Annotated in this window: 29 protein-coding genes; all 29 read right to left on the bottom strand. The window is 39.4% G+C overall.

What is annotated here, in order from left to right; translation table 11 throughout:
• Positions 1–54 precede the first annotated feature (54 nt).
• Entirely contained in the window at positions 55–1347 is a 1293-nt protein-coding gene (gene eno, locus HPE63_RS08515) for a phosphopyruvate hydratase (protein ID WP_188313850.1), read from the bottom strand.
• 102 nt (positions 1348–1449) lie between these two features.
• Positions 1450–2577, bottom strand: a complete 1128-nt coding sequence (carA, locus tag HPE63_RS08510) for a glutamine-hydrolyzing carbamoyl-phosphate synthase small subunit (RefSeq protein ID WP_188313849.1) — start codon at positions 2575–2577, stop codon at positions 1450–1452.
• 70 nt (positions 2578–2647) lie between these two features.
• On the bottom strand, positions 2648–3358 hold the full coding sequence (locus HPE63_RS08505; protein WP_188313848.1) for a hypothetical protein: 711 nt from the start codon (positions 3356–3358) through the stop codon (positions 2648–2650).
• Between the two features lie 387 nt (positions 3359–3745).
• The gene (locus tag HPE63_RS08500) at positions 3746–4438 is read right to left on the bottom strand and encodes a hypothetical protein (RefSeq protein ID WP_188313847.1); all 693 of its coding nucleotides are present in this window, start codon (positions 4436–4438) and stop codon (positions 3746–3748) included.
• Between the two features lie 157 nt (positions 4439–4595).
• A complete protein-coding gene (gene rplQ / locus HPE63_RS08495) occupies positions 4596–5090 on the bottom strand; it encodes a 50S ribosomal protein L17 (RefSeq protein ID WP_188313846.1) in 495 nt (164 codons plus the stop codon).
• 65 nt (positions 5091–5155) lie between these two features.
• Positions 5156–6148 carry a DNA-directed RNA polymerase subunit alpha gene (locus HPE63_RS08490; protein ID WP_188313845.1) on the bottom strand — a complete coding sequence of 331 codons (993 nt, stop codon included), beginning with the start codon at positions 6146–6148 and terminating at the stop codon, positions 5156–5158.
• Positions 6149–6166: 18 nt separating this feature from the next.
• Positions 6167–6772, bottom strand: coding sequence for a 30S ribosomal protein S4 (gene rpsD, locus HPE63_RS08485; RefSeq protein ID WP_188313844.1), 606 nt, complete (start codon positions 6770–6772; stop codon positions 6167–6169).
• Between the two features lie 98 nt (positions 6773–6870).
• Complete coding sequence (rpsK, locus tag HPE63_RS08480; RefSeq protein ID WP_188313843.1) at positions 6871–7263, bottom strand: 30S ribosomal protein S11; 393 nt, start codon at positions 7261–7263, stop codon at positions 6871–6873.
• A gap of 102 nt (positions 7264–7365) precedes the next feature.
• Positions 7366–7740, bottom strand: a complete 375-nt coding sequence (gene rpsM / locus HPE63_RS08475; protein ID WP_188313842.1) for a 30S ribosomal protein S13 — start codon at positions 7738–7740, stop codon at positions 7366–7368.
• A gap of 2 nt (positions 7741–7742) precedes the next feature.
• Complete coding sequence (gene ykgO, locus HPE63_RS08470) at positions 7743–7859, bottom strand: type B 50S ribosomal protein L36 (RefSeq protein ID WP_013305171.1); 117 nt, start codon at positions 7857–7859, stop codon at positions 7743–7745.
• 9 nt (positions 7860–7868) lie between these two features.
• Entirely contained in the window at positions 7869–8084 is a 216-nt protein-coding gene (gene infA / locus HPE63_RS08465; RefSeq protein ID WP_013305172.1) for a translation initiation factor IF-1, read from the bottom strand.
• A gap of 3 nt (positions 8085–8087) precedes the next feature.
• Positions 8088–9431 carry a preprotein translocase subunit SecY gene (secY, locus tag HPE63_RS08460; protein ID WP_188313841.1) on the bottom strand — a complete coding sequence of 448 codons (1344 nt, stop codon included), beginning with the start codon at positions 9429–9431 and terminating at the stop codon, positions 8088–8090.
• Positions 9432–9449: 18 nt separating this feature from the next.
• On the bottom strand, positions 9450–9902 hold the full coding sequence (gene rplO / locus HPE63_RS08455) for a 50S ribosomal protein L15 (protein WP_188313840.1): 453 nt from the start codon (positions 9900–9902) through the stop codon (positions 9450–9452).
• 15 nt (positions 9903–9917) lie between these two features.
• Positions 9918–10097, bottom strand: coding sequence for a 50S ribosomal protein L30 (gene rpmD, locus HPE63_RS08450; RefSeq protein WP_013305175.1), 180 nt, complete (start codon positions 10095–10097; stop codon positions 9918–9920).
• Positions 10098–10189: 92 nt separating this feature from the next.
• Positions 10190–10714: a 30S ribosomal protein S5 gene (rpsE, locus tag HPE63_RS08445; protein WP_188313839.1), complete on the bottom strand. Its 525-nt coding sequence runs from the start codon at positions 10712–10714 to the stop codon at positions 10190–10192.
• 8 nt (positions 10715–10722) lie between these two features.
• A complete protein-coding gene (gene rplR, locus HPE63_RS08440) occupies positions 10723–11079 on the bottom strand; it encodes a 50S ribosomal protein L18 (RefSeq protein ID WP_188313838.1) in 357 nt (118 codons plus the stop codon).
• 11 nt (positions 11080–11090) lie between these two features.
• Complete coding sequence (rplF, locus tag HPE63_RS08435; protein WP_188313837.1) at positions 11091–11633, bottom strand: 50S ribosomal protein L6; 543 nt, start codon at positions 11631–11633, stop codon at positions 11091–11093.
• Between the two features lie 22 nt (positions 11634–11655).
• The gene (rpsH, locus tag HPE63_RS08430) at positions 11656–12054 is read right to left on the bottom strand and encodes a 30S ribosomal protein S8 (protein ID WP_188313836.1); all 399 of its coding nucleotides are present in this window, start codon (positions 12052–12054) and stop codon (positions 11656–11658) included.
• Positions 12055–12119: 65 nt separating this feature from the next.
• Entirely contained in the window at positions 12120–12389 is a 270-nt protein-coding gene (rpsN, locus tag HPE63_RS08425; protein ID WP_188313835.1) for a 30S ribosomal protein S14, read from the bottom strand.
• Position 12390: 1 nt separating this feature from the next.
• Positions 12391–12942, bottom strand: a complete 552-nt coding sequence (gene rplE / locus HPE63_RS08420; protein ID WP_188313834.1) for a 50S ribosomal protein L5 — start codon at positions 12940–12942, stop codon at positions 12391–12393.
• Between the two features lie 2 nt (positions 12943–12944).
• Positions 12945–13259, bottom strand: a complete 315-nt coding sequence (gene rplX / locus HPE63_RS08415; RefSeq protein ID WP_188313833.1) for a 50S ribosomal protein L24 — start codon at positions 13257–13259, stop codon at positions 12945–12947.
• A gap of 14 nt (positions 13260–13273) precedes the next feature.
• Positions 13274–13642, bottom strand: a complete 369-nt coding sequence (rplN, locus tag HPE63_RS08410) for a 50S ribosomal protein L14 (RefSeq protein WP_013993867.1) — start codon at positions 13640–13642, stop codon at positions 13274–13276.
• A gap of 1 nt (position 13643) precedes the next feature.
• A complete protein-coding gene (gene rpsQ, locus HPE63_RS08405; RefSeq protein WP_188313832.1) occupies positions 13644–13901 on the bottom strand; it encodes a 30S ribosomal protein S17 in 258 nt (85 codons plus the stop codon).
• 13 nt (positions 13902–13914) lie between these two features.
• Positions 13915–14106: a 50S ribosomal protein L29 gene (rpmC, locus tag HPE63_RS08400; RefSeq protein WP_188313831.1), complete on the bottom strand. Its 192-nt coding sequence runs from the start codon at positions 14104–14106 to the stop codon at positions 13915–13917.
• Positions 14107–14118: 12 nt separating this feature from the next.
• The gene (gene rplP, locus HPE63_RS08395) at positions 14119–14544 is read right to left on the bottom strand and encodes a 50S ribosomal protein L16 (protein WP_188313830.1); all 426 of its coding nucleotides are present in this window, start codon (positions 14542–14544) and stop codon (positions 14119–14121) included.
• 20 nt (positions 14545–14564) lie between these two features.
• Entirely contained in the window at positions 14565–15284 is a 720-nt protein-coding gene (gene rpsC, locus HPE63_RS08390) for a 30S ribosomal protein S3 (RefSeq protein ID WP_188313829.1), read from the bottom strand.
• A gap of 1 nt (position 15285) precedes the next feature.
• Complete coding sequence (rplV, locus tag HPE63_RS08385; RefSeq protein ID WP_188313828.1) at positions 15286–15693, bottom strand: 50S ribosomal protein L22; 408 nt, start codon at positions 15691–15693, stop codon at positions 15286–15288.
• Between the two features lie 3 nt (positions 15694–15696).
• The gene (gene rpsS / locus HPE63_RS08380; RefSeq protein WP_188313827.1) at positions 15697–15975 is read right to left on the bottom strand and encodes a 30S ribosomal protein S19; all 279 of its coding nucleotides are present in this window, start codon (positions 15973–15975) and stop codon (positions 15697–15699) included.
• Between the two features lie 12 nt (positions 15976–15987).
• Positions 15988–16812 carry a 50S ribosomal protein L2 gene (rplB, locus tag HPE63_RS08375; RefSeq protein ID WP_188313826.1) on the bottom strand — a complete coding sequence of 275 codons (825 nt, stop codon included), beginning with the start codon at positions 16810–16812 and terminating at the stop codon, positions 15988–15990.
• Between the last annotated feature and the right edge of the window lie 9 nt (positions 16813–16821).

The raw sequence follows: 16821 nt of genomic DNA, 5'->3' as shown, positions 1-16821 counted from the left end.
TTTAAGCCAAAAAAAAGCCTTTCTAAGAAAGGCTTTTTTTCATTCTTTTTAAAATTACTGGTTTACCTTAAAAGCTTTCTCCTGTGGAAAATAGGCTGTACTTCCTAATTCTTCCTCGATTCGAAGCAATTGGTTGTATTTGGCCATTCTATCAGAACGGGAGGCCGAACCGGTTTTTATTTGCCCAGTATTCAAAGCTACCGCCAAGTCTGCTATCGTATTGTCCTCTGTTTCTCCCGAACGGTGAGACATGACAGAGGTATAACCAGCATCCTTAGCCATATTTACGGCAGCAATCGTCTCGGTCAAAGATCCGATTTGATTTACTTTGATCAAAATTGAATTGGCAATACCATTTTCTATACCTTTTGATAAACGTTCAACATTGGTGACAAAAAGGTCATCACCTACTAATTGAACTTTGTCGCCAATCATATCCGTTAAGACTTTCCAACCATCCCAGTCATTCTCGTCCATTCCATCCTCGATAGAGATGATAGGATATTTAGCACATAGCTCGGCCAAATATTCGGCTTGTTCCTTAGAGGTACGAACCGCACCTTTATCCCCTTCAAACTTCGTGTAATCGTATTTTCCGTTTTCATAAAATTCAGCGGAGGCACAATCCAAGGCTATCTTAACATCCTTCCCAAATGTATATCCCGCATTTTTAACGGCCTTACCAATAGTTTCTATGGCGTCTTCCGTTCCGTCTAAAGTTGGTGCAAAACCACCTTCATCACCCACGGCAGTGCTTAAGCCCCTATCGTGCAATACTTTTTTAAGGTGATGGAATATTTCGGTACCCATTTGCATGGCATGTGTGAAACTTTTCGCCTTTACGGGCATAACCATAAACTCCTGAAATGCAATTGGGGCATCTGAATGCGAACCCCCATTGATGATATTCATCATAGGTACCGGAAGGGTATTGGCGCTTACGCCGCCAACATATCTGTATAATGAAATTCCAAGCTCATTGGCCGCAGCCTTGGCAGTAGCCAAAGAAACCCCTAATATAGCATTTGCCCCAAGTTTTGACTTGTTCGGGGTTCCGTCCAAGTCTATCATGGTTTGGTCAATAAGATTCTGTTCAAAGACAGACATTCCCAAGATTTCCTCTGCAATAACCGTATTGACATTCTCAACTGCCTTACTAACGCCCTTACCCATATAAGTACTACCGCCATCACGAAGCTCAACCGCTTCATGCTCACCCGTAGATGCTCCTGAAGGAACCGCTGCACGACCCATTATACCATTTTCTGTTATTACATCTACTTCTACTGTTGGATTGCCCCGAGAATCTAAAATCTGTCTCGCATGGACACTAAGAATAATACTCATATGAATTTGTTTTTAGTATTGATTTTTGAATGCACAAAGATACAAAACAGGTAAGTTTCTAAACCTGTTTCAACACTATATTTACATGAAAATAAAGATAATTTAAACTTTGACTTTTTCCTTTGCCGATTTCTTGATCGATTCGAAAAACTGGTCAAATAGATACTCCGCATCATGTGGCCCAGGACTCGCTTCTGGATGGTATTGCACAGAGAAGACATCCCTATTTTTCATTCGGAGACCAGCAACGGTGTTGTCATTTAAATGTACATGGGTAATCTCGAGGTCAGGATTTGCTTCCGTATCGTTACGGTCGATTGCGAACCCATGGTTTTGACTGGTGATTTCCCCTTTTCCAGTAAGTAAGTTCATCACAGGATGGTTAATACCACGATGACCATTATGCATCTTATACGTAGATACACCATTTGCCAAGGCAATTACCTGATGGCCCAAACAAATACCGAAAAGTGGTTTTCCACAAGCTATGATTTCCTTGGCCGTTTTTATTGATGCATGCAGAGGCTCTGGATCTCCAGGGCCATTGGAAATAAAATAACCATCGGGGTTCCATTCACTCATTTCCTCAAAGGTTGCATCATAAGGAAAGACCTTTATATAACAATCCCGTTGGGCCAGATTTCTTAAGATATTCATCTTAATGCCGATATCCAAGGCCGACACCCTAAAGGTGGCATTCTCATCCCCAAAATAATAGGCTTCCTTTGTCGAAACCTTGGAAGCAAGCTCTAAGCCTTTCATACTGGGCATTTTGGCTAATTCGATTTTGAGCTTATCTACTTGATCCACATCGGTGGTCATTACGGCATTCATTGCCCCATTGTCCCTGATATAACTTACCAATGCCCTGGTATCCACATCGGAAATGGCCAGTGTTTTATTCTTTTCCAAAAATTCGAGCAATCCCATGTCCGCATCCGGACGGGAATAATCATAACTGAAATTTTTACAGATCAATCCAGCAATCTTTACCGAACTGGACTCCACTTCATCTTGATTGGTACCATAATTACCGATATGGGCATTGGTGGTCACCATAAGTTGACCAAAATAAGATGGGTCGGTGAAAATTTCCTGATATCCTGTCATACCTGTATTAAAACAAACCTCACCGTAGGCCGTACCCTCTTTTCCGCCAACGGACTTTCCATGGAAAATGGTACCATCAGCCAATAACAACAATGCTTTTTTCTTGGATTGATATTTCATTTTATACTTATTTGTTCTATGTTCAAAATCTTTCCTTTCTTGTCTTGCTAGCCCTATCTGTAATTCAGCGTTAGGCACCTAAGGAATTAAAATATGTTAAAATTTGTATTACGTCATCGGAATTCCTAAAACTCAGTCCATGCTCCCTGGCATAGGTTTTCAAGATTTTCACATCATCATCATCTACCAAATTCAATATTACCGACTTTTTCAATTTTACCGCCTTCAAGGCTTCATCTTCCACCATTAGTGTGTAGAATTTCTCTTTCTGAAGCAGTTTGGGAGCACCCATAGGGACTTTGGTCAATGGGTTTAAGCCAGCCTCCTGGATCTCGGCAAAATATTTTCGCAATAAAACCACATTATTTAGTCTAGCGAGTTCCTCAAAATAGGAGTTTCTCTGAAATTCGGGATCAAGGTACCGTTTAAACACTTTGTTTCCCAATACTACCTTATCAACGCCTTTAGGATTAATGATAAAAACAGAATCCTTGGACAATTTTGCCTCAAACCTTTCCGCATATACATTATAATTCAAACTGGGGAAAATATACTCCTTTTGCTCGAAATATACCTTAGCGTTATTAAACCAAGCCGGATATAAATAGGGAGATCCTTCCACGGCACTATTAAAATTATTGCCAATAGCCTTATTATAATCCTCGGTACTCATTCCTACAAGCCGTACATAATCGTTTTGACCAAATGCCATTGAAAATCCATCTTGGGAAAACGTATTCAGACTACACACAAACATTAACAAATAGATGCCTTTTTTCATAACAATTCGCTTAAATTCCCAACAAAGTATTTCTAAAATATTCTATACAAAACTAATAATTCCAAATCGATTGCCAATGGTCTTATGCTATCGGATGTTCAAAAAAAATGCGTGGCACAAAATGGTTTCGGGTTTCCCCGAATCCCGACCGGATTTTGTCTTTTACAAATTCTTTCTATCCATTGATATAGGCTACCCCATGCCCTTTGGCTTTCTCACAAATAAACATAAAAAAAGGATAAACCTGATGGCTTAGCCTTTTTTATGTTCTTATAATACTATTTTATTTCACTGAATCATTCATTTTTTCTTCACCAGGTGGAGTTCACTATTTTAGAACCAACCCGTCTACTGTGTTTGGTCGTTTTATTTACGGGCTTACTTATTTCAGGAACCCAATGTATTGTAATATGCCAATATGGTGGTAACATCCTCCAGGTTGTTATATTTCAATCCATTTTCCTTGACATAGGATTGTACCTCCTTGGTAAAGTTCTTATCGACTAAATCTAGTACTGCTGATTTTTTGAAAGTTATCTTCTCCAGTAGGGTACTTTCTCCTTTGAGTACATAGAAATCCTCCTCCAATTTCAACACCGGCAGACCCATCGGTGTCTTGGTTAAAGGATTTACTTCGGCTTTCTTGATTTTAGTAATAAACTTACGCAATAAAAGAAGGTCCTTTGATTTCATTATTTCCTCAAAATAGGCCTTCTTTTCATTTACTGGATCTAAATATTGTTTAAACACCCTATTTCTCAAAACCACTTTGTCAACACCAGATGGATTGATGACAAATACCGAGTCTTTGGAAACCTTGGCCTCAAATTGCCCAACATGTGCATTGTAATTACAGGCTTTGAATATATAGGCCTTATTTTCGAAATAGACTTTTGATTCGTTGTCCCATGTCTCGTAAAGGTAGGGTGAGCCCTCTGTGGTTTTTTTATTCTCACCAACCACATAATCTCCCATAGACATAGAATAACTATGATCAACGAAACCGTATGAATACACCTGGACTTGCGATGACAAGAATGTACTACACAGTAACATACTTAGAAAAATACCTATTTTCATAATTTTAAATTTTGGTTATCAAAAGAATAATCATTTCATATAAAGCTTAAGGGTACTTTATTTATCCACAAATACTATTCCGAATCTTCCTATTATCAGAAACAAAAAAAGGATAAACCAGTTGGCCTATCCTTTTATCATATTCTTTAAATGAATGTTATTCCTCTGAATCATCTGTCTTTTTATCAGCAACAGGTGGCGTCACTGTTTTAGAACCACCCCTTCTACTACGTCTGGTAGTTTTCTTCTTGGGCTTATCGGCATTGTAAAGCTCGTTAAAATCAACCAGTTCGATCATGGCCATATCAGCATTATCACCAAGACGATTTCCTAATTTAATAATCCTGGTATAACCTCCTGGCCTATCGCCGACCTTTTCAGAAACGGCACTGAACAATTCCGCTACGGCATATTTGTTTCTTAGATACTTGAAAACAATACGTCTATTATGTGTCCCCTTATCGGCAGATTGGTTATTCTCGGCTTTTGACTTTGTAATCAAGGGTTCAACAAACTGCTTTAAGGCCTTGGCTTTAGCAACCGTGGTATTGATTCTTTTATATTCTATCAAGGAACAAGCCATATTGGCCAACATAGCCTTTCTATGGGCTGCTTTTCTTCCTAAATGATTTACTTTCTTTCCGTGTCTCATTTCTAAATATTATCATCTTGCTACCAAATCCTAACAATTGCGTCAGAAGAGCAAAATATGATTAATTAATCTTTGTCTAATTTATATTTTGATAGATCCATACCGAAGCTCAGACCTTTATTGATTACCAATTCCTCAAGTTCGGTCAACGATTTCTTTCCGAAATTCCTGAATTTCATAAGATCGTTCTTATTGAATGAAACCAAATCACCCAAGGTATCGACTTCCGCTGCCTTTAAACAGTTCAATGCACGAACCGAAAGATCCATATCGACCAATTTTGTTTTTAACAATTGGCGCATATGTAGTGATTCCTCGTCGTATGTTTCCGTTTGGGCAATTTCATCGGCCTCCAAAGTGATACGCTCATCAGAGAACAACATAAAGTGATGTATTAGAACTTTCGCACCTTCTGTCAAGGCTTCCTTAGGGTGGATCGAACCATCGGTGACGATTTCAAAAACCAATTTTTCGTAATCGGTTTTTTGTTCAACCCTAAAGTTCTCTATGCTATATTTCACATTCTTTATAGGTGTGAAAATAGAATCTACCGCAATTGTTCCTAAAGCCGCATTGGATTTTTTATTCTCCTCGGCAGGTACGTATCCTCTTCCCTTATCAATAACAATCTCCATATTGATACTGACTTTGGAGTCCATATTACAAATTACCAGATCAGGATTCAAAACTTGATACCCAGAAATGAATTTTTGAAAATCACCTGCGGTCAATTGTTCCTTACCACTTACGGATATTGAAACAACTTCGGCTTCTGAATCTTCAATCTGCTTTTTAAAACGAACTTGCTTCAGATTAAGGATAATTTCGGTTACATCTTCTACAACACCGGGGATAACAGAAAACTCATGCTCTACTTTATCGATTCTTACCGAAGTAATTGCATGGCCTTCCAAAGATGAAAGCAAGACTCTTCTTAATGCGTTCCCAACGGTTAGACCGTAGCCAGGCTCCAATGGTCGAAATTCAAATTTCCCTTCGAAATCTGAGGAATCGATCATTATTACTTTATCGGGTTTCTGAAAATTAAATAATGCCATAATTGGATCAGTGTTGTTTTATTTGGAGTATAACTCGACTATTAATTGTTCCTTGATATTTTCAGGAATCTGCATTCTTTCTGGAACAGAAACAAATGTGCCTTCTTTCTTTTCGGTATTCCAAGTAATCCACTCATATACATGACTACTTGCTGCCAAAGCATCCTGAATGGTCTGTAGCGATTTGGATTTCTCCCTAACCCCAACAACATCACCGGCTTTTAAAGAATAAGATGGAATGTCTACCAATTCCCCGTTAACGGTAATGTGCCTGTGCGACACTAATTGTCTTGCCCCTCTTCTAGAGGTAGAAATCCCCATTCTGTAGACAACGTTGTCTAGTCTGGATTCGCACAACTGTAAAAGCACCTCACCGGTAACCCCTTTACTTCTGTTGGCATTGGCAAACAAGTTTCTGAATTGGCGCTCCAATATACCATACGTATATTTCGCTTTTTGTTTTTCCATCAACTGCACGGCATATTCTGATTTCTTTCCCCTTCGTCGATTTTGTCCGTGTTGCCCTGGAGGGTAATTTTTCTTTTCAAAAGACTTATCGTCTCCAAAAATCGCTTCACCGAATTTACGGGCGATTTTACTTTTTGGTCCTGTGTATCTTGCCATCTTCTTTTAATTTGGAAATGTGATTATGAATTAAGGCTTAATCCTTCGATAATCGTAACTACATTCCCTATGAATTAGTATGAAATATTACTATTGAATTAAACTCTTCTTCGTTTTGGAGGTCTACAGCCATTATGTGGCATAGGTGTAACATCGATGATTTCGGTAACCTCTATACCGGAATTGTGAATAGAACGAATTGCGGATTCCCTTCCGTTACCTGGCCCCTTAACATAGACTTTTACTTTTCTAAGACCAGCTTCATGGGCTACTTTCGCACAGTCCTCAGCAGCTACTTGGGCAGCATAGGGTGTGTTCTTTTTTGACCCTCTAAATCCTTGTTTTCCGGCTGATGACCATGAGATCACATCTCCCTTTTTATTGGTCAACGAGATGATGATATTATTGAAAGATGCCGTGACGTGGGCTTCTCCAACAGCATCTACTATAACCTTACGCTTCTTAGCCGATTTTACATTTGTCTTTGCCATATTGTTTAGTATTTAGTACAACATATTGCGTAGTGGATATGAATCTATTGCCCAAGGGCTTACCTACTTAATACTATGTACCCAGTACTTCGTACTATATTATTATTTAGTCGCCTTTTTCTTGTTGGCCACTGTTTTTCTTTTTCCTTTACGGGTTCTAGAGTTGTTCTTGGTTCTTTGACCTCTTAATGGAAGTCCAGCTCTATGGCGAATACCCCTATAACAACCAATATCCATCAATCGTTTGATGTTCAATTGGGTCTCTGACCGTAATTCGCCTTCTATTATGTATGAAGCCGCAGCCTCACGAATACGACCAATCTCATCATCGTTCCAATCGGACACCTTAGTGTCTTCACTAACCTGTGCCTTTTCTAAAATCTCTTTAGCTCTACTTTTTCCAATACCAAAAATATAGGTCAAGGCTATTACTCCTCTTTTCTGTTTTGGTATATCTATACCTGCAATTCTTGCCATAATTATCCTTGTCTTTGTTTAAATCTAGGATTCTTTTTGTTGATTACGTACAACCTGCCTTTTCTGCGTACTATTTTGCAATCGGCACTTCTTTTCTTTACTGAAGCTCTTACTTTCATGTTGCTTTCTTAATATCTATAAGTAATTCTTGCTTTGGTAAGATCATATGGACTCATTTCCAATTTGACCTTGTCGCCAGGAAGCAATTTTATATAATGCATTCTCATTTTACCTGAAATATGGGCCGTGACCACATGGCCATTTTCCAATTCCACTCGAAACATTGCATTTGAAAGGGCCTCTATAATAGACCCATCTTGTTCTATTGCTGCTTGTTTAGCCATAACTTATGCTACTTTCCTGTTTTTACCTGATTTCATCAATCCATCGTAATGCCTGTTCAACAAATACGCATTTACTTGTTGTACGGTATCAATGGCAACACCCACCATGATCAATAATGACGTACCGCCATAAAACATGGCCCACCCTGATTGTACATCCATAAGTTTAACGACTATTGCAGGCAATACGGCCAAAAGCGCTAAAAATACAGATCCTGGCAATGTGATCAAAGACATAATCTTATCAAGAAAATCACCGGTCTCCTTACCTGGTCTGATGCCCGGAATAAAACCGCCACTTCTTTTTAAATCATCTGCCATTTTATTGGTTGGTACCGTTATCGCCGTATAAAAATAGGTGAATATAATGATCAATAAGGCAAACAATAAGTTGTAAGCCAAACCAAAGATATCCTGGAATTGAACTTCCATCCATTGACCTACAGCGGTGCTGTTAAAGGTTCTTCCTATTAATCCCGGGGCAAACATAATGGCCTGGGCAAAAATGATCGGCATTACCCCAGAAGCGTTCAATTTTAATGGGATATATTGTCTAGAACCCATTATATTCTTCTCATAGCCACCAGAAGCTGTCCTCCTTGCGTATTGTACCGGTATTTGCCGTGTTGCCATGACCAACAATACACTGGCTAAGATAACTAGGAACCATATGATGACTTCAATTAAAATGAACATCAAACCCCCATTATTATTGGCTGTTCTTGAGATAAACTCCTGTACAAATGACTGTGGAAGCGTGGCAATGATACCGATCATTATCAAAAGGGATATCCCATTTCCTATTCCTTTATCGGTAATCTTTTCACCTAACCACATAGCGAACACACAACCTGTAACCAAAATTATTACGGATGGAATGATAAAATCCATTCCTTTACCTAATATAAAAGCACTATCCGGTACTCCTAAAGCACCCAAGCTGTATAAATAAGCCGGAGCTTGAACAATACAAATACCTATGGTTAACCAACGGGTTATTTGATTGATCGTTTTTCTACCACTTTCACCCTCTTTCTGCAATTTCTGTAAGTACGGAATGGCAATCCCCATTAATTGTACCACAATCGATGCCGAAATATAGGGCATTATCCCTAACGCAAACACCGACGCATTTGCGAAAGCCCCCCCAGTAAAAGCATTTAGAATTCCCAAAATACCACTTTCGGTATTTGAGGTTAATTCAGCCAATTGGGCGGTATCAATACCAGGAAGAACTATTTGACAACCAAAACGGTATACCAAAAGAAGACCTAAGGTAATGACTATTCTATTCCTTAGCTCTTCAATCTTCCAGATATTGGATAGTGTTTCGAAAAATTTCTTCATAGTATGCTATTCTCTGGCTTATAAATCTATGGCTTCCCCACCGGCGGCTTCTATAGCGGCTTTGGCAGTGGCTGTAAACTTATGTACTGATACCTTCAAGGAAGCTTTTAATTCACCCCCTCCTAATATTTTAACCAAATCGTTTTTTCCCACCAATCCATTTTCAACAAGGTTATCCAAAGTAACGACATCCTTGATTACTTTTTTGTCGACCAATTCTTGAAGTTTATCAAGATTGATGCCTTTATATTCCTTTCTGTTGATGTTGGTAAACCCAAACTTTGGAACTCGTCTTTGTAATGGCATCTGTCCACCTTCAAAACCGATTTTCTTGGAATAACCAGATCTGGATTTCGCCCCTTTATGTCCTCTGGTGGCGGTTCCGCCTTTTCCGGAACCCTGGCCTCTTCCTACCCTTTTTCCATCCCTGTTGACAGCGCCTTCAGCTGGTTTTAGATTACTTAAGTTCATCTGTTACTTTTTATATTAAGCTTCCTCTGTGGAAACCAGGTGTTTAACTTTATCTATCATGCCAAGTATATTCGGTGTGGCATCATGCTCTACAATCTGGCCAATCTTACGTAATCCCAAAGCCTCCAAAGTTCTTTTTTGGTTCTGTGGTCGCTTTATGCTACTTTTTAATTGTTTTACTTTAATCTTTGCCATTATTTCTTGGTATTTAGTATTTAGCAGCTAGGGATTTTCATTAACCAAAATCAATACTCCCGACTAGATACTCAGTACGTATTACTATCTTTTTATCCTTTAAAAACTTTATCCAATGAAACCCCTCTTTGTTTTGCTACCGTATGTGCACCTCTTAATTGCAATAGGGCATCAAAAGTGGCCTTGACAACATTGTGGGGATTGGAAGACCCTTGGGATTTAGACAATACATCATGTACGCCAACAGATTCCAATACCGCCCTTACGGCACCTCCTGCAATAACTCCTGTACCATGGGATGCAGGTTGGATATATACTCTAGCTCCTCCGTATTTGCCTTTTTGTTCATGGGGCAAGGTATGTTTGTCCAAAGGAATTCTTATAAGGTTCTTTTTAGCATCTTCGATAGCCTTTGCAATGGCGGTGGCCACCTCTTTGGATTTCCCCAAACCATGTCCTACAACACCGGCTTCATCCCCTACAACTACAATGGCGGAAAAGCCAAATGCCCTACCACCTTTGGTTACCTTGGTTACCCTTTGCACACCGACCAACCTATCTTTAAGCTCTAGACCTCCTGGCTTAACCGTTTCTACGTTTTTGTATTTCTGGTACATACTATTTATTAAAATTTTAGTCCTGCTTCCCTTGCTCCTTCAGCGAGCGATTTAACCCTACCATGATATAAATTACCTCCCCTATCAAAGGCGACTTTATCTATTCCGGCTTTTTTACATTTTTCGGCAATGGTCTTGCCAACTAATTTGGCTATTTCCGTCTTATTGCCTTTAGCCGATGCCAAATCCTTATCCCTAGAAGAAGCAGCGAACAATGTAGTTCCTTTAATATCATCTATTACTTGGACATAGATTCCTGTATTACTTCTAAATACAGACAATCTTGGCCTATCGTTAGTTCCAAAGGAAACTTTTCTGATTCTCCTTCTAATTCTTAATTTTCTCTGAGTCTTTGATAATCCCATGACACTAATTATTAAGCTGATTTACCTGCTTTTCTTCTTAATTGTTCCCCGACGAACTTAATTCCTTTTCCTTTGTAAGGTTCCGGTTTACGGAAAGATCGGATCTTGGCCGCAACCTGCCCTACCAATTGTTTGTCAAAAGAAGTTAGTTTTATAATCGGGTTTTTTCCCTTTTCCGAACTCGTTTCTATCTTCACCTCAGGGGCTATGTCCAACACGATATTATGTGAAAAACCTAGTGCCAAATCTAATTTTTGACCCTGATGGCTTGCCCTGTAACCAACACCTACCAATTCGAGTTCTTTGGTCCAACCTTTGGATACTCCTTTGACCATATTCAAAACCAATGATCTATAAAGACCATGTTTAGCCTTATGTTCTATTGAATCAGATGGTCTTGTAACCCAAGCTTGTCCGTCTTCAACCTTTATAGCCACACCAGAAAACTCTTGGGTCAATTCGCCCAATTTACCTTTTACGGTAATTACATTCTCTTTTACATCTATAGTCACTCCTTCTGGAATCGCTATCGGATTATTACCTATTCTTGACATTTTTTTTACTCTTTATAATGTATTAATACACGTAGCACAAAACCTCACCACCAACGTTATCTCTCTGGGCCTGCTTACTCGTCATCACACCATGTGATGTAGAGACTATGGCAATCCCCAAACCGTTGAGCACACGAGGCATATCGCCTGAATTGGCATATTTACGCAATCCTGGCTTACTTATACGCTGTATTTTCTTGATTACTGGTTCCTTGGTCACTTTATCATATTTCAAAGCGATCTTAATAGAACCCTGTACTTTGTCTTCCTCAAACTTATAACTCAAAATATACCCTTGATCGAACAATATTTTGGTTATCTCTTTCTTAACATTGGAAGCAGGAATTTCAACCACTCTATGTCCGGCTGAACTGGCATTTCTAACTCTTGTTAAGTAATCTGCTATAGTATCTGTTACCATATTTGTTAATTTTGGTATCGGTTTCCTGCGATTAAGCAAGACCTAAAACCAGTTTATATTTTTTATTACCAGCTGGCTTTTCTAACACCTGGAATTAAACCTTGATTGGCCATTTCCCTGAATGTTACCCTTGAGATACCAAAAGTTCTCATATACCCTTTAGGTCTTCCTGTAAGTTTGCAACGATTGTGCATACGAACCGGAGATGCGTTTTTTGGCAATTTCTGAAGTGCTTCGTAGTCACCCGCTTCCTTTAAAGCCTTACGCCTTTCAGCATAGATAGCAACTGTTCTAGCTCTTTTTCTTTCACGGGCCTTCATTGATTCTTTAGCCATACTAGTTCTTTTTAAAAGGTAATCCTAATTCGGTTAATAATGATTTTGCTTCTTTGTCCGTAGGGGCAGAAGTAACAAAAGTTATATCCATTCCATTGATTCTATTGATCTTGTCGATATTTATCTCTGGAAAAATAATCTGTTCGGTAACGCCTAAACTATAATTTCCGCGACCGTCGAAACCTGTTGAACGAATTCCTTGAAAATCGCGTACCCTTGGCAAAGCCGAAGTGACCAATCTATCTAAAAACTCGTACATTTTTTCACCGCGCAAAGTAACTTTGGCCCCAATTGGCATTCCTTTACGCAATTTAAAGGCGGCCACATCCTTTTTAGACATTGTGGAAACTGCTTTTTGGCCTGTAATCAATGTCAATTCATCAACAGCATGATCGATCAACTTTTTATCAGCCACGGCAGCACCTACACCTCTACTCACCACGATTTTCTCTAATTTGGGTACTTGCATTACATTCTTGTAACCAAATTCCTCCTTAAGCGCATCTACGATACGCTCCCTATATTCTTTTTTTAATCTTGCAACGTAAGCCATAACTAAATTACTTCATTGGATTTTTTAGAAAATCTAACCTTCTTACCATCCCTAACTTCCTTACCCACTCGGGTAGCTTCGTTTGATTTTGAATCGATCAATGAAAGGTTGGAAATATGTATTGGCGCTTCCTTTTTCACAATACCACCTTGGGGATTGTTCGCACTTGGCTTCTCATGTTTAGAAACCATGTTCGCACCTTCTACGATGGCCTTGTTCTTTTCAATAAACACCTTAGTGACTTTACCTTCGGTACCTTTATGGTCTCCGGCAATTATCCTTACGGTATCTCCTGTTTTTATTTTTAACTTTTTCATTATAGTCTTGAATATTAAAGTACCTCAGGGGCCAATGATACAATTTTCATGAATTGCTTATCCCTCAATTCCCTTGCAACAGGTCCAAAAACACGTGTGCCTCTCATTTCACCAGTAGGGTTCAATAATACACAAGCATTGTCATCAAAACGAATGTATGAGCCATCAGGCCTTCGTACTTCCTTTTTGGTCCTAACCACTACTGCGGTAGAAACTGCTCCTTTTTTTATACCCCCATTTGGTGTAGCCTCTTTTACGGTAACCACGATTTTATCGCCAATAGAAGCATATCTTCTTTTTGTACCACCTAGAACTCTAATGGTCAAAACCTCTTTTGCCCCAGTATTGTCCGCTACTTTTAGTCTTGATTCTTGCTGTAACATATTATTTAGCTCTTTCTAGGATTTCTACTAACCTCCAACATTTGGTCTTACTCATGGGTCGGGTCTCCATTATCTTGACGGTATCACCTTCTTTACAATCGTTCTTTTCGTCGTGTGCCACATATTTCTTTGTTTTCAACACGAACTTACCGTACATAGGGTGTTTAACTCTTTTTACTTCGGCAACAACTATGGACTTCTCCATCTTGTCACTAGTAACAACCCCTACTCTTTCTTTTCTTAAGTTTCTTTTTTCCATAAAGCAGAACCAATTATTGGTTTTCCCTATTAGTTAATTCAGTAGCCAATCTTGCAACCGTTCTTCTTACTTTCCTGATCTGAAGTGGATTCTCCAATGGAGTTACAAAATGCGCCATTTTTAAATCGGCGTGCTGTTTTTTAAACTCAGCAAGCTTTTCCGTAAGTTCTTCGACCGATAATTTCTTTATTTCTAGATTTTTCATGATTCCTTACGATTAATTCTGATCCGTATAATCCCTTGCAACAACAAATTTTGTTTTCACAGGCAATTTTTGAGCCGCTAAACGCAAGGCCTCTTTCGCAATTTCTTGGCTAACCCCACCAATTTCAAACATAATCCTACCAGGTTTCACCACAGCTACAAAATATTCAGGCGCACCTTTACCTTTACCCATACGTACTTCCAATGGTTTTTTGGTAATAGGCTTGTCCGGAAATATTTTAATCCACAATTGACCTTCCCTTTTCATATATCTCGTGGCTGCGATACGGGCTGCCTCAATTTGACGGGAAGTCAAAAAAGATGAATCCAAGGATTTAATGCCAAACATGCCATTTGAAAGCTGATGCCCCCTTCCGGAGTTACCCTTCATACGGCCTTTCTGCATTTTACGAAACTTGGTTCTTTTCGGTTGTAACATTTTTTTACTTCTTTAAAAAATTACTTTCTACGTCGTTGCTTTCTCTGACCTTCGTGCTTTCCTCCCTTTCCACCTTGGCCTTTTTGCATACCGACCAATGGGGAAAGCTCTCTCTTTCCGAATACCTCACCTTTCATTATCCATACCTTGATCCCCAATCTTCCATAGGTAGTATGGGCTTCATGTAGGGCATAATCAATATCGGCCCTAAAGGTCGATAAAGGGATACGGCCATCTTTATAAGATTCAGATCTTGCCATTTCCGCACCGTTCAATCGTCCTGAAATTTGCACTTTGATTCCTTCTGCGTTCATTCGCATGGCTGCTGCTATCGACATCTTGATAGCCCTTCTAAAAGAAATTCTACTTTCAATCTGTCTAGCGATACTCGCTGCCACTAAATTCGCGTCAACCTCAGGTCTTTTGATCTCATAAATATTGATCTGTACCTCCTTATTGGTAATCTTCTTAAGCTCTTCTTTAAGCTTATCGACTTCCTGACCTCCTTTACCGATTATAATACCCGGTCTGGCGGTAGTAACCGTTACAGTGATCAGTTTTAAAGTACGTTCGATAATTACCCTGGATACACTGGCCTTGGAAAGACGCGCATGTATATACTTTCTAATTTTGTCGTCTTCAGCTAGTTTGTCACCATAATCATTTCCACCATACCAGTTGGATTCCCATCCTCTGATAATTCCTAGACGATTTCCTATCGGATTTGTTTTCTGTCCCATTCTAGCTTGCTATATTATTATTAGACCCCAATACCACTGTTACATGGTTTGAACGTTTACGTATTCTGTGCGCTCTACCTTGTGGGGCTGGCCGCAATCTTTTTAACATGCTGCCGCTATCGACGCGTATTTCGCTTACGATAAGACCGGCTTCTTCTACATTGGCATCCTCGTTCTTTGCCTGCCAGTTAGCTAAAGCTGATAAAAGCAACTTCTCCAATCTTCTAGATGCTTCCTTTGAATTGAATCTTAGGATGGCCAATGCTTTCTCTACCTCGACCCCTCTGATCAAATCAGCTACCAACCTCATCTTTCTCGGAGATGTTGGACAGTTGTTCAATTTTGCAAAAGCCACTTGTTGTTTTTCAGCCTTAATTCTTTCGGCCATTTGTCTTTTTCGAACTCCCATAGCTTACTTTTTTCCTTTATTCTTAGCTCCTGCATGACCCCTAAATGATCTTGTTGGAGAAAACTCACCTAATTTGTGACCTACCATATTCTCTGTGATATACACGGGTACAAACTGTCTACCATTGTGTACCGCGATCGTCAACCCAACAAAATCAGGTGTTATCATTGAGGCCCTTGACCAAGTCTTGATAACGCTTTTCTTGCCAGAAGTTACACTTTGTTGGATTTTCTTATCCAAGCTATAATGAACGTATGGTCCTTTTTTTAATGAACGTGCCATTTATTTTTCTTTTTATTTCTTTCTACGTTCTAATATATATCTATTTGTACTCTTGGATTTAGAACGCGTTCTAAAGCCTTTTGCAGGAATTCCGTTTCTAGATCTTGGATGACCTCCCGAAGCCCTACCTTCACCACCACCCATCGGATGATCCACTGGGTTCATGGCTACCGGTCTAGTTCTAGGCCTTCTTCCTAACCATCTACTTCTACCCGCCTTACCGGACACCAATAATTGGTGATCCGAATTGGATACGGCCCCAACGGTCGCTAAACAATCCGCTAAAATGAGCCTTGTCTCACCTGATGGCAATTTCACGGTAACGAACTTACCCTCTTTTGCCATCAACTGTGCAAATGTACCAGCACTTCTTGCCATCACCGCACCTTGTCCAGGCCGCAATTCTATACAAGAAATGATCGTACCTAACGGAATACTGTTCAATGGCAATGCATTTCCGATTTCAGGTGCGGCATTTTCGCCAGAAGACACTGTTTGCCCAACCTGTAAACCATTTTGTGCGATTATATATCGCTTTTCCCCATCTGCATATTCCAATAATGCTATGAAAGCCGTTCTATTGGGATCATACTGAATTGATTTTACCGTAGCAGCAACACCTTGCTTATCTCTTTTAAAATCAATTAAACGATACCTCCTTTTATGACCTCCACCTCTATGGCGTATGGTCATTTTTCCTTGACTGTTTCTACCTCCCGACTTTTTTAACGGAGCAAGCAAGCTTTTCTCCGGCTTATCAGCAGTAATGGCGTCAAATCCGTTTACTACTCTAAAACGCTGTCCTGGAGTGATTGGTTTTAATTTTCTAACTGACATTTTTTGTCT

Source organism: Maribacter arenosus (assembly GCF_014610845.1).
GTDB lineage: Bacteria > Bacteroidota > Bacteroidia > Flavobacteriales > Flavobacteriaceae > Maribacter_A > Maribacter_A arenosus.
This window is presented reverse-complemented; position numbering and strand designations above follow the sequence as displayed.

Coding starts and splice junctions, on each gene's coding strand:
- eno (WP_188313850.1), bottom strand. CDS start 1,347: ATGAGTATTATTCTTAGTGTCCATGCGAGACAGATTTTAGATTCTCGG.
- carA (WP_188313849.1), bottom strand. CDS start 2,577: ATGAAATATCAATCCAAGAAAAAAGCATTGTTGTTATTGGCTGATGGT.
- HPE63_RS08505 (WP_188313848.1), bottom strand. CDS start 3,358: ATGAAAAAAGGCATCTATTTGTTAATGTTTGTGTGTAGTCTGAATACG.
- HPE63_RS08500 (WP_188313847.1), bottom strand. CDS start 4,438: ATGAAAATAGGTATTTTTCTAAGTATGTTACTGTGTAGTACATTCTTG.
- rplQ (WP_188313846.1), bottom strand. CDS start 5,090: ATGAGACACGGAAAGAAAGTAAATCATTTAGGAAGAAAAGCAGCCCAT.
- HPE63_RS08490 (WP_188313845.1), bottom strand. CDS start 6,148: ATGGCATTATTTAATTTTCAGAAACCCGATAAAGTAATAATGATCGAT.
- rpsD (WP_188313844.1), bottom strand. CDS start 6,772: ATGGCAAGATACACAGGACCAAAAAGTAAAATCGCCCGTAAATTCGGT.
- rpsK (WP_188313843.1), bottom strand. CDS start 7,263: ATGGCAAAGACAAATGTAAAATCGGCTAAGAAGCGTAAGGTTATAGTA.
- rpsM (WP_188313842.1), bottom strand. CDS start 7,740: ATGGCAAGAATTGCAGGTATAGATATACCAAAACAGAAAAGAGGAGTA.
- ykgO (WP_013305171.1), bottom strand. CDS start 7,859: ATGAAAGTAAGAGCTTCAGTAAAGAAAAGAAGTGCCGATTGCAAAATA.
- infA (WP_013305172.1), bottom strand. CDS start 8,084: ATGGCTAAACAAGCAGCAATAGAACAAGATGGGTCTATTATAGAGGCC.
- secY (WP_188313841.1), bottom strand. CDS start 9,431: ATGAAGAAATTTTTCGAAACACTATCCAATATCTGGAAGATTGAAGAG.
- rplO (WP_188313840.1), bottom strand. CDS start 9,902: ATGAACTTAAGTAATCTAAAACCAGCTGAAGGCGCTGTCAACAGGGAT.
- rpmD (WP_013305175.1), bottom strand. CDS start 10,097: ATGGCAAAGATTAAAGTAAAACAATTAAAAAGTAGCATAAAGCGACCA.
- rpsE (WP_188313839.1), bottom strand. CDS start 10,714: ATGTACCAGAAATACAAAAACGTAGAAACGGTTAAGCCAGGAGGTCTA.
- rplR (WP_188313838.1), bottom strand. CDS start 11,079: ATGGGATTATCAAAGACTCAGAGAAAATTAAGAATTAGAAGGAGAATC.
- rplF (WP_188313837.1), bottom strand. CDS start 11,633: ATGTCAAGAATAGGTAATAATCCGATAGCGATTCCAGAAGGAGTGACT.
- rpsH (WP_188313836.1), bottom strand. CDS start 12,054: ATGGTAACAGATACTATAGCAGATTACTTAACAAGAGTTAGAAATGCC.
- rpsN (WP_188313835.1), bottom strand. CDS start 12,389: ATGGCTAAAGAATCAATGAAGGCCCGTGAAAGAAAAAGAGCTAGAACA.
- rplE (WP_188313834.1), bottom strand. CDS start 12,942: ATGGCTTACGTTGCAAGATTAAAAAAAGAATATAGGGAGCGTATCGTA.
- rplX (WP_188313833.1), bottom strand. CDS start 13,259: ATGAAAAAGTTAAAAATAAAAACAGGAGATACCGTAAGGATAATTGCC.
- rplN (WP_013993867.1), bottom strand. CDS start 13,642: ATGTTACAGCAAGAATCAAGACTAAAAGTAGCGGACAATACTGGGGCA.
- rpsQ (WP_188313832.1), bottom strand. CDS start 13,901: ATGGAAAAAAGAAACTTAAGAAAAGAAAGAGTAGGGGTTGTTACTAGT.
- rpmC (WP_188313831.1), bottom strand. CDS start 14,106: ATGAAAAATCTAGAAATAAAGAAATTATCGGTCGAAGAACTTACGGAA.
- rplP (WP_188313830.1), bottom strand. CDS start 14,544: ATGTTACAACCGAAAAGAACCAAGTTTCGTAAAATGCAGAAAGGCCGT.
- rpsC (WP_188313829.1), bottom strand. CDS start 15,284: ATGGGACAGAAAACAAATCCGATAGGAAATCGTCTAGGAATTATCAGA.
- rplV (WP_188313828.1), bottom strand. CDS start 15,693: ATGGGAGTTCGAAAAAGACAAATGGCCGAAAGAATTAAGGCTGAAAAA.
- rpsS (WP_188313827.1), bottom strand. CDS start 15,975: ATGGCACGTTCATTAAAAAAAGGACCATACGTTCATTATAGCTTGGAT.
- rplB (WP_188313826.1), bottom strand. CDS start 16,812: ATGTCAGTTAGAAAATTAAAACCAATCACTCCAGGACAGCGTTTTAGA.